Below are 16743 nucleotides of genomic sequence, written 5' to 3'. Positions count from 1 at the left end.
GTTCCGCCTACCCTCACTTCAGGAGATGGTCGGCCCCGCTCGGCCGCGCCCGAATTGCCAGCTTATTCCATCCGTGTGCATGATGCCCGAAGCGGCCTTGCCGATGTTGCGCTCGAGCACGTCGCGCCACGGCACCAACGTGAAGTCCCGCGATCGCTCGACAACAGCGAAACTCCCACTTTCCAGGTCGAGCCGACGGGCGATCTTTCCCTCGATCCGCTCGCCGATCCGCGCGGGTTCAAACCGTTTCCCGATTTGGTCGCCGAGCCCCTGGCCAGCGTGCTGCAATTCACGTCTCCGTAGCGTGTCCAGCGCGCCGCCCCGGTAGCGAAATCCGGGTCGCTCGTCGTCCGCCAGTTGCTGCTCGACGAGCCACTGCCGCCGCGCCGCGAGCGCGGTCCGCACCTCCCGTCCATATCCCACGTCGCGCACGGCGCCATGACCACCCCCGGCAAGCGCGCGATCAAGCCAGGTCGGGGCTTCCTTGCCTGCCAGTTCGTCGACCGGGGACCGCGACAGCAATTCCAGCGTGACTGGCCGGTCGCGCTGCTGGGCTCTCGCATAGGCATCGGCGCGAGCGAGATGATCGTCGGTGATCGTCCAGCTTCCATCAGCGAGGCGCTCGGGACCAGTCCCTGCGCGCCGCATCGCCTCGAGCCGTCGGACATGGCTGGCTGCGAACGCCTCGCTGGCGCCCGGGTCGTGCGTCAGGTGCAGGTCGATCGAGTAGCGCCCGCCATTGGCGCGGGCGACCGCATCGACGGTGCGATCAGCCTGGGTCGCCTCGATCCGCGACGGCGCGACTCGTACCGTCGATCCTTCGGGAACCGATGGCGTGGCATCGCTTCGGCCGATATCGACATAATGGACCCGGCCATCGACCCCGTCGACCATCAGATAATGTCGGTCGCGATGCTCATCGGAAAAGCCGCGCCGGATCACCCGTCCGATGATCGGTTCCCGCAGGTCAATTGACACGACCTGCTCGACGCCGGCACGGTCAAGCCTGCGGGCGGTCAGCTCTCGCTGCATGAGGCGGATGATGTCGCCGCGCTCTCCCATCCGGCGGAGCGTTTCCTCCAGCCCCTCAGCGAGCCTGTAGCGTCCGTTACCAACATCGTAGGCCAGGCCCATCGCCTTGAGCTTGCGCAGCCGTCCCGCCGCGACCGACTGCTGGAAGGGATCGTTGTCGGCCGGCGACACCGTTCGGTCGACCTCGATGCGGCGAACCAGCCTGCGGTCGATCGAGGTCAGCCGTTCCTGGTCGACATCGTGGCGCAGGCGCGCTTCGATTTCCTGATCGGTCCGGGGGCCAAGGTCGAGCGTCACAAGCTCCGAGGCGCGCTCGCGAAGCCCGTGCGAAATATACTCCCGCGCAATGACCAGATTGTCGCCCTGATCATCCACCCCGCGCAGCACGATGTGGGTATGCGGACGCTCGGTGTTGAAGTGATCGACCGCGACCCAGTCCAGCTTCGTGCCGAGGTCCTGCTCGACCTGGGTCATCAGTCGCCGGACATAGGGCTTGAGGTCAGGATATTCCGCGCCGTCTTCGGCGGAGACGATGAAGCGAAACTGATGGCGGTCGCCGGCGGTCCGCTTGAGGAAATCACCGCCATCTGCACGGTCGGTCTCGGGACCGTAAAGTTTGCCCGGCAAGCCCTCGCGCGTCACCCCGTCGCGCTGGATGTACCGCATGTGCGCGCGGGCGGCCTGGCCGCTCTTGCCAGCCAGGCGGATCAAGCTCGCCTTCACCACGGCACGGCGCCCGCGAAAACCCGCGAGCCGGTCGCGGCTCGACAGCAATCGCCCCATGCTCGCGCCGCGCCCGATCCGACTGCCGTCAAACCGTCGCGAGCGGACCCCACTCTTCGTACCCGCGAGGCGTGCAGCAGCCCGTATGCGTCCGCCATATTTGACGACCTTCTTGCCGTCCGTGCCGCGCTGGCTGCCGAGCCTGGGGGTAAAATCGTCGTCAGACATCACCACGTGCCTCAGCCTCGCGATTTCGAGGATGAAATGGCTGATTTCGGCCACTCCCGCCCTGACTGTCTCGCGGCCGCGACTGCATGTCTCGTAAAAAAAGGATGTGCAGACAAGGACCTGTCAGGGGTCGCGAGACACTGCCTTTATCTTGTTTCCCCTCTCTTCCTGCTCCCTTTTCCTTCCGCCTCATAAAAGGGGGAGAGACGCCGCCGGACCGACGCCGCCTCTCCCCCCGAACTGCCTGTCGGTCAGTCCGCATGGAGCATCCCATCGCGCGCCTTCTTTCGACCCCTGGCAACACGGCACCTGGTCATGCCATGGGCATTTGCATCGCCATCCACGAGCATGATGGCAGTGAACCATTTCCCATCGAGGCACCCACAGATGGCCACCCGGTCCAGTTCAAAGCCTGCATCATCAGGGGCCTCATAGACGCCCAGCCAGCGCTCCTCTGCCCGTGCATCCCACCGGAAATCCACCTCCTCGGCGTCCAGGAAATGACGCGCCAGACCTTCCGCCGCGCCGCGCCCGAACTCGCGCTCCAGCCCTGCGACCAGCGCAGAAACAACCTTGTCATTGCGTGGCGAAAACGCCGTTTTGATGTGCTGAACCATGCCCATGATGACCTCCTTCGCTGTCGTTCCCATCTTCGAGAACGGCGTTTTGACGACGGCTGGCGCAGCGGCTGTCAGGGCCGATGAGCGAAGCGCTGAGCCGCGTAGCGGACGTGGGGGGAACCGATTTGCGCAGCAAACCGGGGGGTACCCGCGGGCCTTGAGAGCCGCTGCGCCAGCCGTCACACTGCGCCTATAGAGACGAGCTTCCTCCCTCTCGGGGGCACGCGACCTCACATTATTGCCCCTGAGACAGGGCTACAAAGAGTGATCCCTTGGACTGCCCATCGAGGCTATCGGAAGGCGGTGATGCCGGGATCTTCCGGACGGCGAAGAGTCCCTCCACCACCTGCGCCGTTGCCAGGACCTGGTCGCCTCCCTTTGCGTCCGGCGCGACGCTGGCGAGATAGCCGACGGTTTCACGCGGAAGGCTAGCGCGACCTGCGAGATAGTCGGCATAGCGCGCCGGACCCGCATTATAGGCCGCAAACAGCCCCGGATAACCGAAGCGGTCGTACATCAGGCGGAGGTAGAAGGTGCCCGCTAGGATATTGTCGCGCGGGTCGTCCGGATCAACGCCAAGGCCGAGCCGCGCGCGCATGTCCGACCAGGTCCCGGGCATGACCTGCATCAGTCCGATGGCACCAGCCGACGAACGGATCGGACGCCCGCCCTCGCCGGTGTGGCCCCGGCTCTCGGCCTGCATCACGCGCTCGATCCAGGCGACCGGCACCCCGAAGCGCAGTGATGCCTCGCTAATGTAGGGCCGCCATGTGGCCACCGTCGATGCAGGCGGCCCGGCCGATGACGGACCAGTAGACTGGGCCGATATCGGCACCGGCGCGGCGAATGCGAGGGCGGCGGCCGTCCATTTCAGCGGCGCCATAGCAGCTGCGCCTTGCCGATGAGATCGGTGGCTTCGCTCACCCCGACATAGCGCCCGTCGAACGAATCGGTACTGTCCATCAGCAGGAAGAGTTGCTGCCGCCGCAGCATGCGACAGCCGTGCCAGGATGGCATGACCCGCCCCATGGCATCGAATTTCTTGCGCCTCGCTACCGGCCGTCCATTGACGAAGACCTGGTCGCCGAGCGCGCAGACCTCGTCGCCAGCCTCGGCCGCGACACGCTTCACGAGCGGGACATTGTGGGGGAGATAGCGCCGGGCCGCAGCGAGCGCCCGGAAGGGTTCGGGCAGGCGCGCCACCACCATGTCGCCTGTCATGACGGGCGCACCGGGACTGACCTGGTAGAGCCCGATCGGGGCGCTCGCACTGGCATTCCAGAGCAGGCGCGGTGTTGGCGGAAGGATCGCCGCGCCGAGTACCAGACCCGCGCCCAGGCCGACGAGGAAGAAGCGCTGCCGGCGGCGGCGCTGCACTTCCTTGCGCAGGCGAAGCGCCTCGCCCCAGGCGAGCAGCGGCGCGTCCTTGAAGCGACTGCGACGGCCGCTCATTTGGAAATTCCCCGTGCACTCTGTTCGCGCGACCAGGCATCAAGATCGTCGATATGATATTGGACGTAGCGGCAATGGCGGCGGAACACCGGCCCCGTGCCAAGGCGTCGCATCCGCCGCAGCAGCAGCCCGGAAATCTTGAGATAGGCTGCCGCCTGCTCGGTATTAAGGAAGGGCGAGCCGCGCTTGGCGCGGGTCGCCCGGGCGATCTGGTCGTCGTCGTCCATGATGAGCCATCCTTTCGATAAAGCGACCCATGGCGATGGGTTCGCGATATCGAGGATGGCGGGCGGGATACCGGGCCGGGAGTGTCGAAACCGGCAACGGCGTTTTCGACACAGCATGAAAGGTCCCCGCGCCGGGTTCGGCGCGGGGGTCGTGGACTTCAGCGGGACCAGATGAGCTTGTGCTCGCCATTGTCGCCCTGGGTCAGCGTCGCGTAGATCGGCGCGGGAAGCGAGGGGTCGTCGAGCTTGAGGCTGAGATATTCGGCGCCGGTCTCACGGGCGACCTTGGTCCAGCCGGCTCCGAACTCGACGCCGCCGGCACTCACGCGGTGGTCCGGGGCCTTGTCATGGTCGCGCTCGACCGGCCGGATGGTGGCCTTGACGCGAAGCGTGAGGGTGCGGATTTCCCCGTTGTAGATGCCGTCCTCGTTGCGGGTGAAGCTGCCGATCTGTGCCATGATATGTCTCCTTCTATTGCCCGAGTGCCGCCCGATGCGGCCTCGACGGCGGTCGATCGGGCGGCGTCGCGCCGCCGTGCACCGGGACGGCCGCCGCGGGAGCGAAGGACGGCGAAGCGCCTGTTTCTTGGTTGCGCGAGGAGCCCGTCAGGGCGGGGAAGAAACTGGCGCGAAGCCGTTGCTCGGACAAGGCGCGCACGCCGCCAGACCAGCCTTCAAGAGAGGCCAAGGGCGGCACGAGTCATCGGAAAAAGGAGACCCTTGCTGGCACGATCCAGGTCCGAACCACGTGCAGGATGAGGCCATCGGGGGAATTCGCCCTATCGCTTCGCCCGCTGCCAGCCTTTCCGCGCCCTAGCGCTCGACAAGCTCCCGGCGCAGCGCGGGGACCGTGGCGCAGGCGGGGCTGCCATCCTTGGCGGTGCCGCAAATGGTGGTGACGATGATCCCGCCTCCCGCCGCGCGCGCCAGCAGCGCCGGGTCGATATCATGGATGTCGACCTTCATCCGGCGGGACCAGGGTGAGGCATGATCGCCCGCCGCCTGACCCACGCGCACATAGACGAAACGGCGCGAGGGACCTTCGCGGCGAATCTGGTCACCGAAGAATTTGGGACCCGTCCCGACCCGCACGGCGAAGTCGAGGGCGAGCGGTTCGCCATCGCCGGACCTTTTCGGATCAAGCGGGGTGCCGTCCTTGGATTGGAGGCTGTGCCACACGCCGGGCACGGGCCGGTCGATGATGATCCGCATCGCGATTTCCGCCGTGTCCGCGCGCTTCATCACCGCTCTCCCTGTTCGCGCGCGTTCCGCCCCCGAAATCCGCGCAGCCGTCATAATGCGCCATGCGAGCCTGTCCCAGCATGGATGGAGACGAAACAAAGCCGCGCGGCCGAGCCCATCGGGCGAGGCCGCGCGGCGCGATTTTCCAGCATGTGGCGGGCGAGCGCGATCGCTCCCGCCCGCCTTCGTTCATGCCGCCTGGGGCAACGGCCTATCCTCCTCTTCCTCCAATTCCGCGGGGCAATCCCCAGCGACCATCCGGCGCGCGGCGGCGACCTTGGCATGGGCGGCGACCGTTCCGACGCCACCTCTCTCGGTGTAGGCAGAAGGCGGGAACTGCATCCAGCGCGGCACCCAGCGCTCGACCTTGTCCCGGCCTTCCGCGCCGTCGAGATGATCGGCGATGATCCGCTTCAAGGTCTTCGCCTTCTCTCCCGCATCGGCGCGGGCGACCGCTTCCCCCGCCACCTCTGCCGTTATCCGGCCCAGCACCTCGCGGTCGCGCAGCAAGGAAAAGAGCGCTTCGTCGGCCTGCCACCAGTCGGCCATGGCGACCCCGACCTCCTCGCCGACAGCCTCGACCGCTGCCGAGCCTGCCATCAGGGTCTCGCCCATGACGACGGCAAGGACGCGCAGCACCTCTTCGTCAGGCAGCGCGACAAGACGCAGGAACAGCCCGGCCACGCCATAGTCATCACCGTTTCCGCCCGTCACGTTGGGTTCCTCGCTGCCGAAGCCGAGGCAATCCAGGACAATGCGCCGTTCCGTGTCGAAAACCGCCTCGCCCCGGCATGTCTCGATGCTCTCGCGAACCTCGTCGCTGCGCGTCTTCTGCGGTTCGGGACGTACGGTCCATAGAGGCGAGCCGACGATGGCGTGTGCCACCATGAGCCGCAGGGCAAGCGCGGGATGGCCGACCAGTGCGGCGCGCACGGCTGCATGGCGGTGCAGGTCGACATAGGTCTGGAGCGTGGACGTTAGCTCGGGCCGCTGGGCCTTAGGCGGCGCGGCGGCTTCGCCGCGCTCGATCCGGCGCGCCTCCGCGCGCGTGACATAGCCTTCGTGAAACAGGACCTCGCCAGTTCCGCGCACATCGACATAGACGCGCCCGCCCTTGCGCTTGGGGGCCTTTTCATATTCCCACGCATGGAAATGCTCGGCAGGCGGGATCACGACGACATCGGCCCAGCCCTGTGCGATATAGGCTGCGCGCGATGCCTCAATCGCTGCGTCCTGCGCCGTCCAGAAGGCGTCAGGATCGGCGAAATAGCGATCCTCGCCGAACAGGTCGGAGACGGTCGCGCCGCTGAAACCATCGATGTCGAAGAGCGCGAAGCGGGCCGGGATCGACTGGCCACCGAAAAGCCATGCCTTTAGCTGGTGGCCTGTGGGGACATAGGCGTCCGGGTCATCGAACAGGGCCAGCCATGATTTTTGCTGGCTCTTGCTCGCCAGTGTCAGGTGCCGGACGGTGAACCGGTCGATCCGTTCGGCGCGATAGAGGTCGCGGATGCGCGGCAAAAGGTTGCCAAGCGCAAGGACGCGCCGGATGGAGAGTTCGGGCAGGCCGAAGGTCTTGGCGATCTCCTCTACCCCGCGTCCCTCGCGCACCAGCCGGGTGAAGCTCTCCCACTGGCGCACTTCGTCGGCGTCGAGCCGGGCCAAGTTCTCGATCATCGAGGCTTCGATGGCGGCGGCATCGTCGCCATCCTCCATGATCGCGCAGGGCAGGAGCAGCGCGTCGGGATCGATATCGCCCGCGTCCCGCCGTTCGTCGGCGACGATACGGCTTGCGTAGAAGCGGCGGCTGCCCGCGACGATGCCGAAGCGGCCTTCGGCATCGGGTGGACGGACCAGCAGCGTCTGGATGACGCCACGCGCGCGGACGGTCGGCAGGATGTCGGACACGTCCGGAGCCTTGCGCCCAAAGCGCATATTGGTCTTGTCGACATAGAGCCTGTCGAGCACGATATGGTCGAGTTTCATGGGTCATTTGCCTTTCGTCGAAAGGTGCCGGTCGCGCTGTTTGCGATGCTCAGGACGTGACCGGCACTGAGGGTGGCGGCATGACGCGCCGCCTTGCGTCATCCGCCGTCAGGACGGTGGAAGATCAGGGTCCGCAGCCGTCTCGCCCGAAGCCGGGCCATGGCGGCGGAGCATCGCCTGCGCCCAGAGGATCGAGCCGGACCGGCGCGACCATGTGGCCCAGACGGAAAGCGGATGAGCCGTCTCGAAGGCGAGATCGCGCTCGATGGCCATGCCATAGGGCAGCCGGATGGCAGCGATTTCCGAGAGGCTGAACGTGCCGAGTTCCGGGCAACCGAAGCCAAGATCGGCGAGGCCGAAAAGCGTATCGCCGTCCTCGGCAAGCTCGCTCGCCAGCCATGTCGCCGCGCCCAGCGGGTTGAACAGCTTGAGGAGGGGCAGGAGGTCCGGTTCGGCAAGGCCGCCGCGCAGGGCGATGCCGTGGCGAATGGCGTTCGCGCGCAGTGCCTTGCGCAGGTCATCGGGAAGCAGGATCATGCTGCGATCCTTTCATCGGCGCGGGCGCTCTCGGCCTCGCGATGGCGGGACAGCAACCAGTCGGCGGCCTTGGAGGCAGCGCTGGCGGCGCGAAAGATGGCGCGGTTGTCCTCGCGCAGGACATCGAGCCATGCGCCGAGATAATCGGCGTGACGAACGGTCGGGACGATGCCGAGCGCGGCGCACAGGAAGGCCGAGCCCATTTCCGCGATAAGTTCCTCGCGGGCATAGTCCTTGCTGCCGAAGGGATTGGTCATGTCCCGGTTCAGCCGCTTCGCATGGCCGGTCGCGTGACATAATTCGTGAAAAGCCGTCCTATGCCAGTTCACCGGATCGAAGAAGGCGGCCTGCGGCGGGACGGTGACGAAGTCGGCACCGGGCGCATAGAAGGCCTTGTCCCCGCCTATGCGGAACTCGACGCCTGAAGCCAAGATCACGTCCTTGGCGACCGGCTCGATCTCGCTCTCGTCCAATGGCACCGGATCGCCGCCAAGGTTTGCAGGCAGCCCATCACATTGGCCCACATTAAAGAGGGTAAAGCGCTTGAGGAAGGGAATGGCGCGGGGCTCGTCGCCATCGCGTGTCGCCCGCTCGGCCTCGCCCTTGGGGGTGAAGCGATCGGCATAGACCACGGTTACGCCGTGCTCGCCCTTGCGGACGCATCCTCCCTCCTCGCGAGCCTGCCGAAAGGTCAGCCAGCCTTGCGAAGGCCAGCTGTTTTCGATGACGGCGCACCACAGGATCAGGATGTTGACGCCAGCGTAAGGCCGGGCCGTCACCGCGTTGCGCGGCAGGCCGGTCGCGGCGTTGACGCCCTGCCCCTCGATCTTTCCCCATGGCTGGACCCACGGGAAGCGCCCCGCCTCCAGTTCCGAGACGATGCGCGTGGTCACCTCGTCATAGAGGCTCGCGCGTTCGCCGTTCCTGTCCTTTCCGCCCTCACGGGCAGCACTGCGGCTTGAAGATTTCGGCATGGCCTGTCCTTTCCGCCACCCCAAAAAAAGGCACAAAGCCTCCCCGCAAAGGCGGGGGTGGGCGGCGAAATGCGACCAAGAGGCCGGGCTCCAGCGGGCAAGGACACCGCAAGGGCGGAACGGATGTGGAGCACCCCGCAGAAGCGCAGCGGGCGGGGTTGTCCTTGGCCGCGACGGGCCTAGCCGGGAGCGCCGGCCACACCCGCCACGCCGGGAGAGGCAAACAGGAAACGCCGCCGCGCGAACCGCGCGGCGACCATCATCCTGCGCAAGCGATCGTCACCGAAGGCCGAGACCCGCAAGGGGCTCGGGGGCGAGGGCAGCGAGCCCTGGAGCGCGGTCGTGGCCCTGCGCGATGCGCCCCTCGGACCTTGGCCGCCCAAGCCTCCGCTGCGCCGTCATCCCTCCGACCCGGAGATCTAGGACAGAAAGGCGATGCGCAAGCGCAGAACCGGATGCAGACATGCACGCCCGGCCCATCGAAGCAAAAGATGGACAACGCCGGTCAGCCATTGCCGTCCGGCCAGGATTGCAGGATTGCGGCAGGTCCCTTCTGGCATAGCAGGATGCCTGCCGCCACGAGGCGGCGGACCAGCGACTTGCGGTGCTCGCCATCCCCGGGCCAGCTGCCTGGCCCCAGGACTAGCTCGGCGACGTCCCGGAGGTTCGCCCCTGCGGTGCGTGCATCTGCGGCGAGAAGCGACAGATGCTGGCGCCGCAGCCGATTCACCTGTCCGCCCGCCCCGGTTTGGACATAGATCCGCTGGAGGGCGGCCAACTGCCTGCCAAGCCGCTCGTCGGCGATGATTTCGAAGCTCAGCAGCACCGGTTCGGCGGGCAATCTCTCCCCGACGAGGTCGATCCGCGCCACCTCCCCCAGGCAGTCGAAGGCAATATGCTCGCCGTCTGTCCCCGAGACGCGGCGCGCCCGGCGGGCTCGCGCATCAAAGCGACAGGACGCATTCGCCTGCCCAGCTGCGATCCGGGCGCGCAGGACGCACGGATCCAGGACGGCAGACCAGACCGGCACCACCTGCATAGAATCCTCCCCTGGATTTTCGGCAAAAGTGCAACCCCCATTGGCGCGCCAGGGCAGCCTTGCGCGAGACCAACGGGCGGTCGCCTCGCCCGGCTGGTAGATTGTCAGCAGCTTCCGCGCGCTCCCAGTCGGCGCGATAGGCGGGGTCGCGCCGCGTCACCTCCCAGGCCAGACCGGCGCGGCCGCGACGCACCAGTGCCTCGATACGGCGGGCCATCGGACCGGCTATCATCGCCAGGCGGCGGGCGGCGGAGGCGCCAGCATGCCAGGATGGGCCCGGCGCGGGCGCCGAAGCGATGCGGAAGAGAGTCGCACATTCGAGGAGCCGAAGCGGTGCTCACCAGACCTATGCATATGCCCCCTTTCCGCAAGGACAGCCGATCTCGATGCCCCTGGCGATGGCGGTGCCCGGGCCGGGCAACGACAGCGCATCCTTTGGTCATCGCGGCCTTCACGCGCGGCGGTCACCCCCCGAAGATCGTGGCGGGGATTTCCAGCGGGCCGACCGGACGAGCAAGGGGAGGCCATCGCGTGCGCGGCGGCGCGGCGGCGCGGGGGGCATGGGGGCGGAGATGCTGGAAATCCAAGGCTCGAGCCGCGGAGCGGTCCCAAGCCGTCCCTCGCCTCGAGGCGGCGCGGGTCTATAAGCCGCTGCAAGAGCCAGGTGCAGGATCTCGTCGCCCGGGAACGCGCAGAAACGCCGCGGACTGGCGGGCGGATGGGTCCGGGGCATCAAGCCGCAGCGCCGCAAAGATGCGGGATTGCGAGGTGCCGTACATAGGGGATGAACGCGGCGAATCACTGATTGCGTGTGCACGACGCGAACCGCCGCGACCGTGCGTCTTCCCCGCGCGACGGGGTGGCAAACCGCAGACTCGCGATCTATCTATCCCTGTGGCCAGAATTGACCATAAACGGCAAGGGATTGGATGCGTTGGGAAAGGTGCTGCGAGCCGCTCCATCATGAAGGAGTGGAGGGAGGTGCAACGCTGGTGCGAACGGCAATCAAGATGATCCTCGCGGCCCCCGCCGCGTCCATCGCGCGGGCAGCGTCCGCCACTCTCCCCAAATCAGTCCCTCAAGGATCGATGCAGTGACGGAGGAGGCTGAAGCCCTTGCCGACCGGCTTGCGCCCCGCCATCGCGAATGCCTGTGGCACGTCTTCCAGCTCCGGACATCCAAGGAGATTGCGAGTGAGCTCGGAATCGGCGTCGGCACGGTGGACTCCTATATTTCAGAGGCGGTAGCGATCCTGGGCGCACCCAACCGACGCCGGGCGGCCGAAATGCTGTTCGGCGGCAAGAATATGACGCCCCCCGGGAAATCCGGGGGCGAATTGGCGGGGGTAGCCATCGGCGCGAGCGATCCCTCAGTGCCGGGTCAAGGGTTGCAGGTCGGCGAATGGCAGGTGCTGCTTCCCTTTCGTCACAAGGGAGTAGATCGCAATGCACTCGGACCTATCCACCGCCTCTTCTGGTTCATCCTCCTCGTCCTTGCCGCCGCCGCAAGCTTCGGAATGCTGGCCGTCGGCCTCGAGGTCCTCTCCAGGTTCTTCACTGGCGAATAAGGCCAGCCCGCATGCCTGGGGCCCAGGCGTCGCGGCCCTCGCCAGCGACCTGCACGCCTATGAGAAGCTGCTCCAGTCCCTGTTTGCGAAAGGCGGCGAGCTTTCGACCTCCGCGATCCTCGCGCAGGTCGGCCGCAACCTGTCCCCCGTGGCGGGCCATCAGGTCCTGACCGCCATCAGCAACGCGCAGTTGCTGACATCGAGCGCGCTCGGACATGTCGCCGAGGCCCACCGCATGCTTGAAATGCTTGGTCGCAAGCTCGGGATCGACGTGCAAGCGTTCGGCGACGTCCTCAAGCCGCCGGCGAGCGCGATGGGCGTGGAGCCATCCGGAGCCGACGGATGAGCGGCGGCGATGATCCCGCACGTCCGCGACATCGATGACCCCGATCGCGGCCTTCCTCCTGCTGGTCGCCGTCCTGGTGATCCACGCCGGCTGGCGTGGCGGCGCTCCCGAGCGTCTCGCGGCAGCGGCGATGCTGCTCGCCACGATCGCAACGACCCTTACGAACATGCAGGTGGCCTTGGCTTTTCGCGATGTGCAGTGGTCGATCGTCTGGATCGATGCGGCGCTCTTCGCCGCCCTGCTCGCGATCGCGCTGAGGGCGAATCGCTTCTGGCCGCTCTGGGTTGCGGCGATCCAGTGCCTGGCGCTCGCTGCCCATGCCGCGCGTGCCTTCGACGCCGACATCCTGCCGCTGGCCTATTGGTGGATCGTCGGCAAGCTGTCCTATCCCATGCTCCTCCTCCTCATCATCGGCACGGAGCGGCATCATCGACGCCGCCGTCAGGGCCACCGCGATCCGCCGTGGAGCCTCGCCAGCCAATGACGAGCGCCCTCACCTCGGCACGAGACAGTACCGAGACCATGACGCGGCCCCGGCAGCGTCCAGCGGGCGACATCGCATGCCGCCGTGACGCTCTGGCTCGGACCATGACCGCTCGGCATCACGCCCGGGTGCCATATCGGAGTGACGGGCGATTGCGCATGGTCCGGGAGGGACAGGATAGGGAGGAGGCCAGATGACAGGCTCGACGGATGGGGAACCGCGCGCCCAGGCATGTCGGATTCTCGCCAGCATGCGCGAGGCGACGAGTGATTGCCTCGGCAGTGACTTCGCATCCACCCCGCGCCTCGACATGCTCGCCCAGCTCTACCTCGCCGAGTGCGAGCATCGCACGCTGCACGCCTGGAGCTTGTGCCTGGCCTCGCAGGTGCCGGCGTCGACCGCGCATCGCAAGGTCGGTGAACTGGAGCGGGATGGCCTCGTCCTCTGCCGCCGCGGCGCGAGCCCGGAAAGCGGAGCCGAGCGAAGCCGGCGACAGCGCGATCACCGCTATGTACGCGTCAGCCTCACGCGCGAAGGCAGGGCGAAGATTGTCCGACTACTTGACCGACTCGTCAGCATCTGGGGCGGTGCTTGCCCGGGCGACGGGATCGACAGGTCGGCATAGAGCGCAGCCCCTGCCGGGCGCCTGCATGCCTCCGGCGAGGCGTCAGCGTCGACATGCCCCGATACAAGGCCAGCGCCAGCAGGAACGGCACGCGCGATCCCGCGGGCGGGCAGCCGGCGCGCCAAGCCGATACCCGCAAGCGGAGGCGAAACCGGCAGGGGCCCAGCAAAGCAGAGCGCGGGTCGCAGAGGTCCCCATGCGCAGAATGGAGGTAGGATGGCGCCCGAGCCCATCACGGCAGACTATATATATCGTCGCATCCGGCATGAAATTGTCGGGGGCGCCTTTTCGCCCGGCGCGATGCTCAAGCTCACCCGTCTCACCGATCAGTTCGGCGCGAGCGCTACACCCGTCCGTGATGCCCTGCACCGGCTGGTGGGCGAGCGTCTTGTCGTTCTGCTTCCGGGCGGCGGCTTTCGCGTCCGGCCGCTCGATGCCGACCGGCTCGCGGGGCTCTATCGCTGGCATGGCCATTTGATCCAGATCACTCTCGAGCGTCCTTTGCCAGAGAGCGCAAGGAAAGGACTCGGCGCGCTGAAGCATGAGGCCCTGGAGCCGGGACAAGTGGCCGCGGCGTCCGAAAGGCTATTCGGCATCCTGGCGTCAGTCCCGCAAAATGAGGAGTTGGAGCAGGCCGTTACAGCAGTCTCACGCGCATTGGCACGCGCGCGGACCCTGGAGCACCGCCTGCTCCCCGATGTCGTCGGCGAATTCTCGCAGCTCCTCGCCACGATCGACAGGGAGCCGATCGGCGCGGCGCGCCGAGCCATGGCCCGCTATCACCGAGAGCGCGCACAGTCGAGTTTTCCGATCCACAAGATAATGCAGCCATGAATCGCCGCCCATGAATATAGTCATCCGGCATGATGAGACATTCTCAATACTAATGATAATAGTGCGGCCCGCCCAATCCCAAGGACTCTCATTCCGGCATAATATAAGTTCGCACGCGGAAACTCCGGATCCTATTCTTCTCGTGCCGCAATCCAGCGGCTACAAGGAGTAGACGAAATGGAACGCAACAGCGAAGACCGCCGTGACGACGTCGTCGAACTCGGCGCGGTGAGCGTCGAAACCAAGGGCATCTCCGGTGGAACGGTCGATGCGCCTGCCGGCCAGGGCCTTGCCGGTATCCTCGACGACTGATCTACCCTGGCGCATTCCCGGCCGGGGATGCGCCAGGCTCCGTAACCCGCAAAGCGCGAGGCAGGCTTTGCCTGCGACGCCCGCATGCAGGGAGCCAGAATGCATCATGGCCCGCGCGGACATAAATTGGTGCGATGTCGGAGGGCGGATCGTCGTCATCGATGTTGCGCGCGACATCTACCTCCAATTGCCTCAGCATCTGGTCGAGGCCTTCCACGCCCTGCGACATAGCGGCGCCCGTGCCGATGGCCCCGCCCATCAGTTCGAGGCGCTCGCCCGGATCGGCCTTTGCGACGCGGATTTCGGCCGCCCTGCGGAGCCGAGCCATATCACGGTACCTGCGCAGGATGCGCCGCCGCCGGCCACAGCCGACATACAGCGCCGACCCCTTGTGACAGGTGCGACAGGGGCGGCGATCGTGCGGATCATCACCATGCGCCTTGCGGTGCGCCTCATTCCCCTGCGCTTCCTCATCCGGTGGGCCCGCCGCCTCCAGTCCCGCCCGTCGGTGCCCATGACGCCAGGCCAGGCAGCAGCCAGAACCGCGCTGTTCGTGCGGGCGCGGCAGCTATTTCCGGCGCGCGACACCTGCCTCCCCGATTCGATGGCGCTACTGCTTTTCCTGCGGTCGCGAAACATGGCCTGCCGCCTCGTGCTCGGCGTGCGCCTCGACCCGTTCGAGGCGCATTGCTGGGTCCAGGACCATGACATGATCCTGGGTGACACGCATGAGCGGGTCGCCTGCTTCACGCCGATCCTGCAGCTATGATGCTTGGCGCCTATCTCGGCGTGGTGACGCTGGAGCGCGACCGGCCGGCCCCGGCCCGAACCGCGGTCGATGCGGTTGCAGAGCGCCTAGGCCTGGCGCCCTGTGCCGTCTCGAGCGCTCATGCCTTGTTCGCGGCAGGTCCGACCCAGAGCATCGGCGGCGTTCCTGCAGATATTCACATAGTGGGGCCGGCCTTTTCGCGCGTACCGGGCGGATCCCCGTTCATAGGGGTCATCGATTCCAACGCCGCACCCGCTGCCTTTCTCGAAGCGATCGAAGCGCGGTGGGGCGCTTTCGTGGCCTGGACCGGCATCGAGGGAGCGGATGCGGTGTGTATCTATCGCGATCCGTCCGCGCGCTGCCCCTGCTACTACAGGCGCTGGGGCAGCGAACTGGTGATCGCGTCCCACTTGCCGTTCATCGAGGCACTCACCGGTCGCGCCGATGCGATCGACTGGCCTGTCGTCGAAGACGAACTGCTCTATCCAGACCTGGTGGGACGGGAGAGCGCCCTTGTCGGCATCAAGGAGGTTCTGCCAGGCGAGATCCTGCATATCGGGCCCGAGGGCGTCTATCATCATGCGCTATGGAGCCCGGCCAAGTTCATCGACGCCGCAGCCCTCCCGTCTTTCGCACAGGCCCAGGACGAGGTCGCGCGGGCGGTGGACAGCGCCTGCCACCACTGGTCGCGGCAGTTCGGTCCGGTGGCGCTGACCTTGAGCGGTGGGCTTGATTCCTCGGTGCTCGCCGCGGCGCTCCCCGGCCTGCGCCATGCGATTACCCTGGTAAGCGGCACAGGGAGCGGCGATGAACGCGCATTTGCCAGCGAGGTATGCCGGCATCTCGACCTGCAGTCGCATCAACTGGACCTCTCCCCAGCCGACGTCGCCCTGTCCGCGTCGAGCGCAGCGCAGCGCCCAAGGCCCTCCACGCGCGCCTTCACGCAAAGCCTCGTCAAGCATGGCAGCGCTGTCGCCCATGAGGTCGGCGCAAGGGCGATCGCCTATGGCAGCGGCGGTGACAATGTCTTCTGCTTCCTGCGCTCGGCAACGCCGGCAAGCGACAGGATGGCCGCCCACGGGCTGGGGGCGGAATATTGGCGCACGGTGAAGGAGGTCGCCGCGGTAACCGAATGCTCGCCCTTCCTTATCGCGCGGCGATCGCTGCAGAAGCATGTGCGCCGCCGCCGGGCCTGGACGTGGCCACGGGACGAGCGCCTGCTCGCTCCCGCTCTGCTCGACGCACGCATAGAGCATCCGCCGCATCCCTGGATCAACGAGTTCGCAGATCTTCCCGTCGGAAAACGCGAGCATGTCGCGGCGATCATGCGCGGCCTTGCCCTTGTCGACTATCTCGATGGTGCGGACGGCCTGCCGGTTATCTATCCGCTCCTGTCGCAGCCGGTGATGGAGGCCTGCCTGCGGCAGCCGACATGGCTCTCGTACGAGGATGGCATGAACCGGGCGATCGCGCGTCGCGCCTATGCCCCCAAGCTCCCGGCCAGGATCGTCCAGCGTGCCTCGAAGGGCGGTTTCACCAGCCTCGTGCGAAGCCTTTATCTCGGCAATCTCGCCGCTATCCGCGCGATGCTGCTCGAGGGCGAACTATGCGCGCGTGAAATCCTCGACCGGCGGGCACTGGAGGCCAGCCTTGCGACGACGCCGGACGCGGGAGATCATCTCTATGTGCGGATCATGCGGTTCGTGGATGTCGAAGCTTGGCTCGCTGCCCGTCGCGGCTGACCCTG

At 66.8% G+C, this 16743-nt stretch carries 20 protein-coding genes; 7 read left to right on the top strand and 13 right to left on the bottom strand.

Annotation, left to right across the window (positions count from 1 at the left end; translation table 11 throughout):
• Positions 1 to 18: 18 nt before the first annotated feature.
• The 12 genes from rlxS to BRX37_RS27605 all read right to left on the bottom strand — a co-directional run bounded on the left by rlxS (position 19) and on the right by BRX37_RS27605 (position 10276).
• The gene (gene rlxS / locus BRX37_RS09255) at positions 19 to 1983 is read right to left on the bottom strand and encodes a relaxase/mobilization nuclease RlxS (RefSeq protein ID WP_125986621.1); all 1965 of its coding nucleotides are present in this window, start codon (positions 1981 to 1983) and stop codon (positions 19 to 21) included.
• Positions 1984 to 2234: 251 nt separating this feature from the next.
• The gene (locus BRX37_RS09250; RefSeq protein WP_125986496.1) at positions 2235 to 2606 is read right to left on the bottom strand and encodes a hypothetical protein; all 372 of its coding nucleotides are present in this window, start codon (positions 2604 to 2606) and stop codon (positions 2235 to 2237) included.
• 232 nt (positions 2607 to 2838) lie between these two features.
• Entirely contained in the window at positions 2839 to 3486 is a 648-nt protein-coding gene (locus tag BRX37_RS09245) for a lytic transglycosylase domain-containing protein (protein ID WP_125986494.1), read from the bottom strand.
• On the bottom strand, positions 3474 to 4055 hold the full coding sequence (locus BRX37_RS09240) for a S26 family signal peptidase (RefSeq protein ID WP_125986492.1): 582 nt from the start codon (positions 4053 to 4055) through the stop codon (positions 3474 to 3476). Before BRX37_RS09240 ends, BRX37_RS09245 begins: the two co-directional genes overlap by 13 nt.
• Entirely contained in the window at positions 4052 to 4282 is a 231-nt protein-coding gene (locus tag BRX37_RS09235) for a hypothetical protein (protein WP_010335825.1), read from the bottom strand. The genes BRX37_RS09240 and BRX37_RS09235 overlap by 4 nt, the downstream gene beginning before the upstream one ends.
• A 158-nt stretch (positions 4283 to 4440) precedes the next feature.
• On the bottom strand, positions 4441 to 4740 hold the full coding sequence (locus tag BRX37_RS09230; protein WP_125986491.1) for a DUF736 domain-containing protein: 300 nt from the start codon (positions 4738 to 4740) through the stop codon (positions 4441 to 4443).
• A 354-nt stretch (positions 4741 to 5094) separates the two neighbouring features.
• Positions 5095 to 5523 (bottom strand): DUF5990 family protein, encoded by a 429-nt coding sequence (locus BRX37_RS09225; RefSeq protein WP_125986489.1) that lies wholly within the window; start codon positions 5521 to 5523, stop codon positions 5095 to 5097.
• 189 nt (positions 5524 to 5712) lie between these two features.
• Positions 5713 to 7509 (bottom strand): ParB/RepB/Spo0J family partition protein, encoded by a 1797-nt coding sequence (locus BRX37_RS09220; RefSeq protein WP_125986488.1) that lies wholly within the window; start codon positions 7507 to 7509, stop codon positions 5713 to 5715.
• A 108-nt stretch (positions 7510 to 7617) separates the two neighbouring features.
• Entirely contained in the window at positions 7618 to 8046 is a 429-nt protein-coding gene (locus BRX37_RS09215) for a DUF2958 domain-containing protein (RefSeq protein WP_125986486.1), read from the bottom strand.
• Positions 8043 to 9020: an ArdC family protein gene (locus BRX37_RS09210; RefSeq protein WP_125986484.1), complete on the bottom strand. Its 978-nt coding sequence runs from the start codon at positions 9018 to 9020 to the stop codon at positions 8043 to 8045. Before BRX37_RS09210 ends, BRX37_RS09215 begins: the two co-directional genes overlap by 4 nt.
• Positions 9021 to 9525: 505 nt before the next feature.
• Positions 9526 to 10059 (bottom strand): DUF2285 domain-containing protein, encoded by a 534-nt coding sequence (locus BRX37_RS09205; protein WP_125986482.1) that lies wholly within the window; start codon positions 10057 to 10059, stop codon positions 9526 to 9528.
• On the bottom strand, positions 9965 to 10276 hold the full coding sequence (locus tag BRX37_RS27605; protein WP_432215193.1) for a transcriptional regulator domain-containing protein: 312 nt from the start codon (positions 10274 to 10276) through the stop codon (positions 9965 to 9967). The genes BRX37_RS09205 and BRX37_RS27605 overlap by 95 nt, the downstream gene beginning before the upstream one ends.
• Positions 10277 to 11152: 876 nt before the next feature.
• Here BRX37_RS27605 and BRX37_RS09200 point away from each other — a divergent pair.
• Positions 11153 to 11626 (top strand): sigma factor-like helix-turn-helix DNA-binding protein, encoded by a 474-nt coding sequence (locus BRX37_RS09200; protein WP_164522439.1) that lies wholly within the window; start codon positions 11153 to 11155, stop codon positions 11624 to 11626.
• Here the strand turns inward: BRX37_RS09200 and BRX37_RS27060 are convergent.
• On the bottom strand, positions 11613 to 11993 hold the full coding sequence (locus BRX37_RS27060) for a hypothetical protein (RefSeq protein WP_206434139.1): 381 nt from the start codon (positions 11991 to 11993) through the stop codon (positions 11613 to 11615). The genes BRX37_RS09200 and BRX37_RS27060 overlap by 14 nt on opposite strands.
• Before the next feature lie 13 nt (positions 11994 to 12006).
• Between BRX37_RS27060 and BRX37_RS09190 the strand changes: the two genes are divergently transcribed.
• From BRX37_RS09190 to BRX37_RS09165, 6 genes are all read left to right on the top strand, one after another.
• Positions 12007 to 12456: a hypothetical protein gene (locus BRX37_RS09190; RefSeq protein ID WP_125986473.1), complete on the top strand. Its 450-nt coding sequence runs from the start codon at positions 12007 to 12009 to the stop codon at positions 12454 to 12456.
• Between the two features lie 250 nt (positions 12457 to 12706).
• Positions 12707 to 13081, top strand: coding sequence for a MarR family transcriptional regulator (locus tag BRX37_RS09185; RefSeq protein ID WP_318276648.1), 375 nt, complete (start codon positions 12707 to 12709; stop codon positions 13079 to 13081).
• 216 nt (positions 13082 to 13297) lie between these two features.
• Entirely contained in the window at positions 13298 to 13915 is a 618-nt protein-coding gene (locus BRX37_RS09180; RefSeq protein WP_125986469.1) for a GntR family transcriptional regulator, read from the top strand.
• 177 nt (positions 13916 to 14092) lie between these two features.
• Entirely contained in the window at positions 14093 to 14227 is a 135-nt protein-coding gene (locus BRX37_RS09175) for a benenodin family lasso peptide (RefSeq protein WP_017502572.1), read from the top strand.
• A gap of 106 nt (positions 14228 to 14333) precedes the next feature.
• Positions 14334 to 14996 (top strand): lasso peptide biosynthesis B2 protein, encoded by a 663-nt coding sequence (locus BRX37_RS09170; RefSeq protein ID WP_125986467.1) that lies wholly within the window; start codon positions 14334 to 14336, stop codon positions 14994 to 14996.
• A 23-nt stretch (positions 14997 to 15019) separates the two neighbouring features.
• Positions 15020 to 16738 carry an asparagine synthase-related protein gene (locus BRX37_RS09165; protein ID WP_318276647.1) on the top strand — a complete coding sequence of 573 codons (1719 nt, stop codon included), beginning with the start codon at positions 15020 to 15022 and terminating at the stop codon, positions 16736 to 16738.
• The last annotated feature ends 5 nt before the right edge of the window (positions 16739 to 16743 follow it).

This window comes from Sphingomonas sp. S-NIH.Pt3_0716 (assembly GCF_003950715.1).
GTDB lineage: Bacteria > Pseudomonadota > Alphaproteobacteria > Sphingomonadales > Sphingomonadaceae > Sphingobium > Sphingobium yanoikuyae_A.
Note: the sequence above shows the minus strand (reverse complement) of the source record. Positions and strands in the feature narration are given on the sequence as shown.

Coding starts and splice junctions, on each gene's coding strand:
- BRX37_RS09235 (WP_010335825.1), bottom strand. CDS start 4,282: ATGGACGACGACGACCAGATCGCCCGGGCGACCCGCGCCAAGCGCGGC.
- BRX37_RS09175 (WP_017502572.1), top strand. CDS start 14,093: ATGGAACGCAACAGCGAAGACCGCCGTGACGACGTCGTCGAACTCGGC.
- BRX37_RS27605 (WP_432215193.1), bottom strand. CDS start 10,276: ATGGCCCGCCGTATCGAGGCACTGGTGCGTCGCGGCCGCGCCGGTCTG.
- BRX37_RS09225 (WP_125986489.1), bottom strand. CDS start 5,523: ATGAAGCGCGCGGACACGGCGGAAATCGCGATGCGGATCATCATCGAC.
- BRX37_RS09205 (WP_125986482.1), bottom strand. CDS start 10,059: ATGCAGGTGGTGCCGGTCTGGTCTGCCGTCCTGGATCCGTGCGTCCTG.
- BRX37_RS09215 (WP_125986486.1), bottom strand. CDS start 8,046: ATGATCCTGCTTCCCGATGACCTGCGCAAGGCACTGCGCGCGAACGCC.
- BRX37_RS09220 (WP_125986488.1), bottom strand. CDS start 7,509: ATGAAACTCGACCATATCGTGCTCGACAGGCTCTATGTCGACAAGACC.
- BRX37_RS09180 (WP_125986469.1), top strand. CDS start 13,298: ATGGCGCCCGAGCCCATCACGGCAGACTATATATATCGTCGCATCCGG.
- BRX37_RS09190 (WP_125986473.1), top strand. CDS start 12,007: ATGACCCCGATCGCGGCCTTCCTCCTGCTGGTCGCCGTCCTGGTGATC.
- BRX37_RS09170 (WP_125986467.1), top strand. CDS start 14,334: ATGGCCCGCGCGGACATAAATTGGTGCGATGTCGGAGGGCGGATCGTC.
- rlxS (WP_125986621.1), bottom strand. CDS start 1,983: ATGTCTGACGACGATTTTACCCCCAGGCTCGGCAGCCAGCGCGGCACG.
- BRX37_RS09250 (WP_125986496.1), bottom strand. CDS start 2,606: ATGGGCATGGTTCAGCACATCAAAACGGCGTTTTCGCCACGCAATGAC.
- BRX37_RS09185 (WP_318276648.1), top strand. CDS start 12,707: ATGCGCGAGGCGACGAGTGATTGCCTCGGCAGTGACTTCGCATCCACC.
- BRX37_RS09210 (WP_125986484.1), bottom strand. CDS start 9,020: ATGCCGAAATCTTCAAGCCGCAGTGCTGCCCGTGAGGGCGGAAAGGAC.
- BRX37_RS09240 (WP_125986492.1), bottom strand. CDS start 4,055: ATGAGCGGCCGTCGCAGTCGCTTCAAGGACGCGCCGCTGCTCGCCTGG.
- BRX37_RS09245 (WP_125986494.1), bottom strand. CDS start 3,486: ATGGCGCCGCTGAAATGGACGGCCGCCGCCCTCGCATTCGCCGCGCCG.
- BRX37_RS09230 (WP_125986491.1), bottom strand. CDS start 4,740: ATGGCACAGATCGGCAGCTTCACCCGCAACGAGGACGGCATCTACAAC.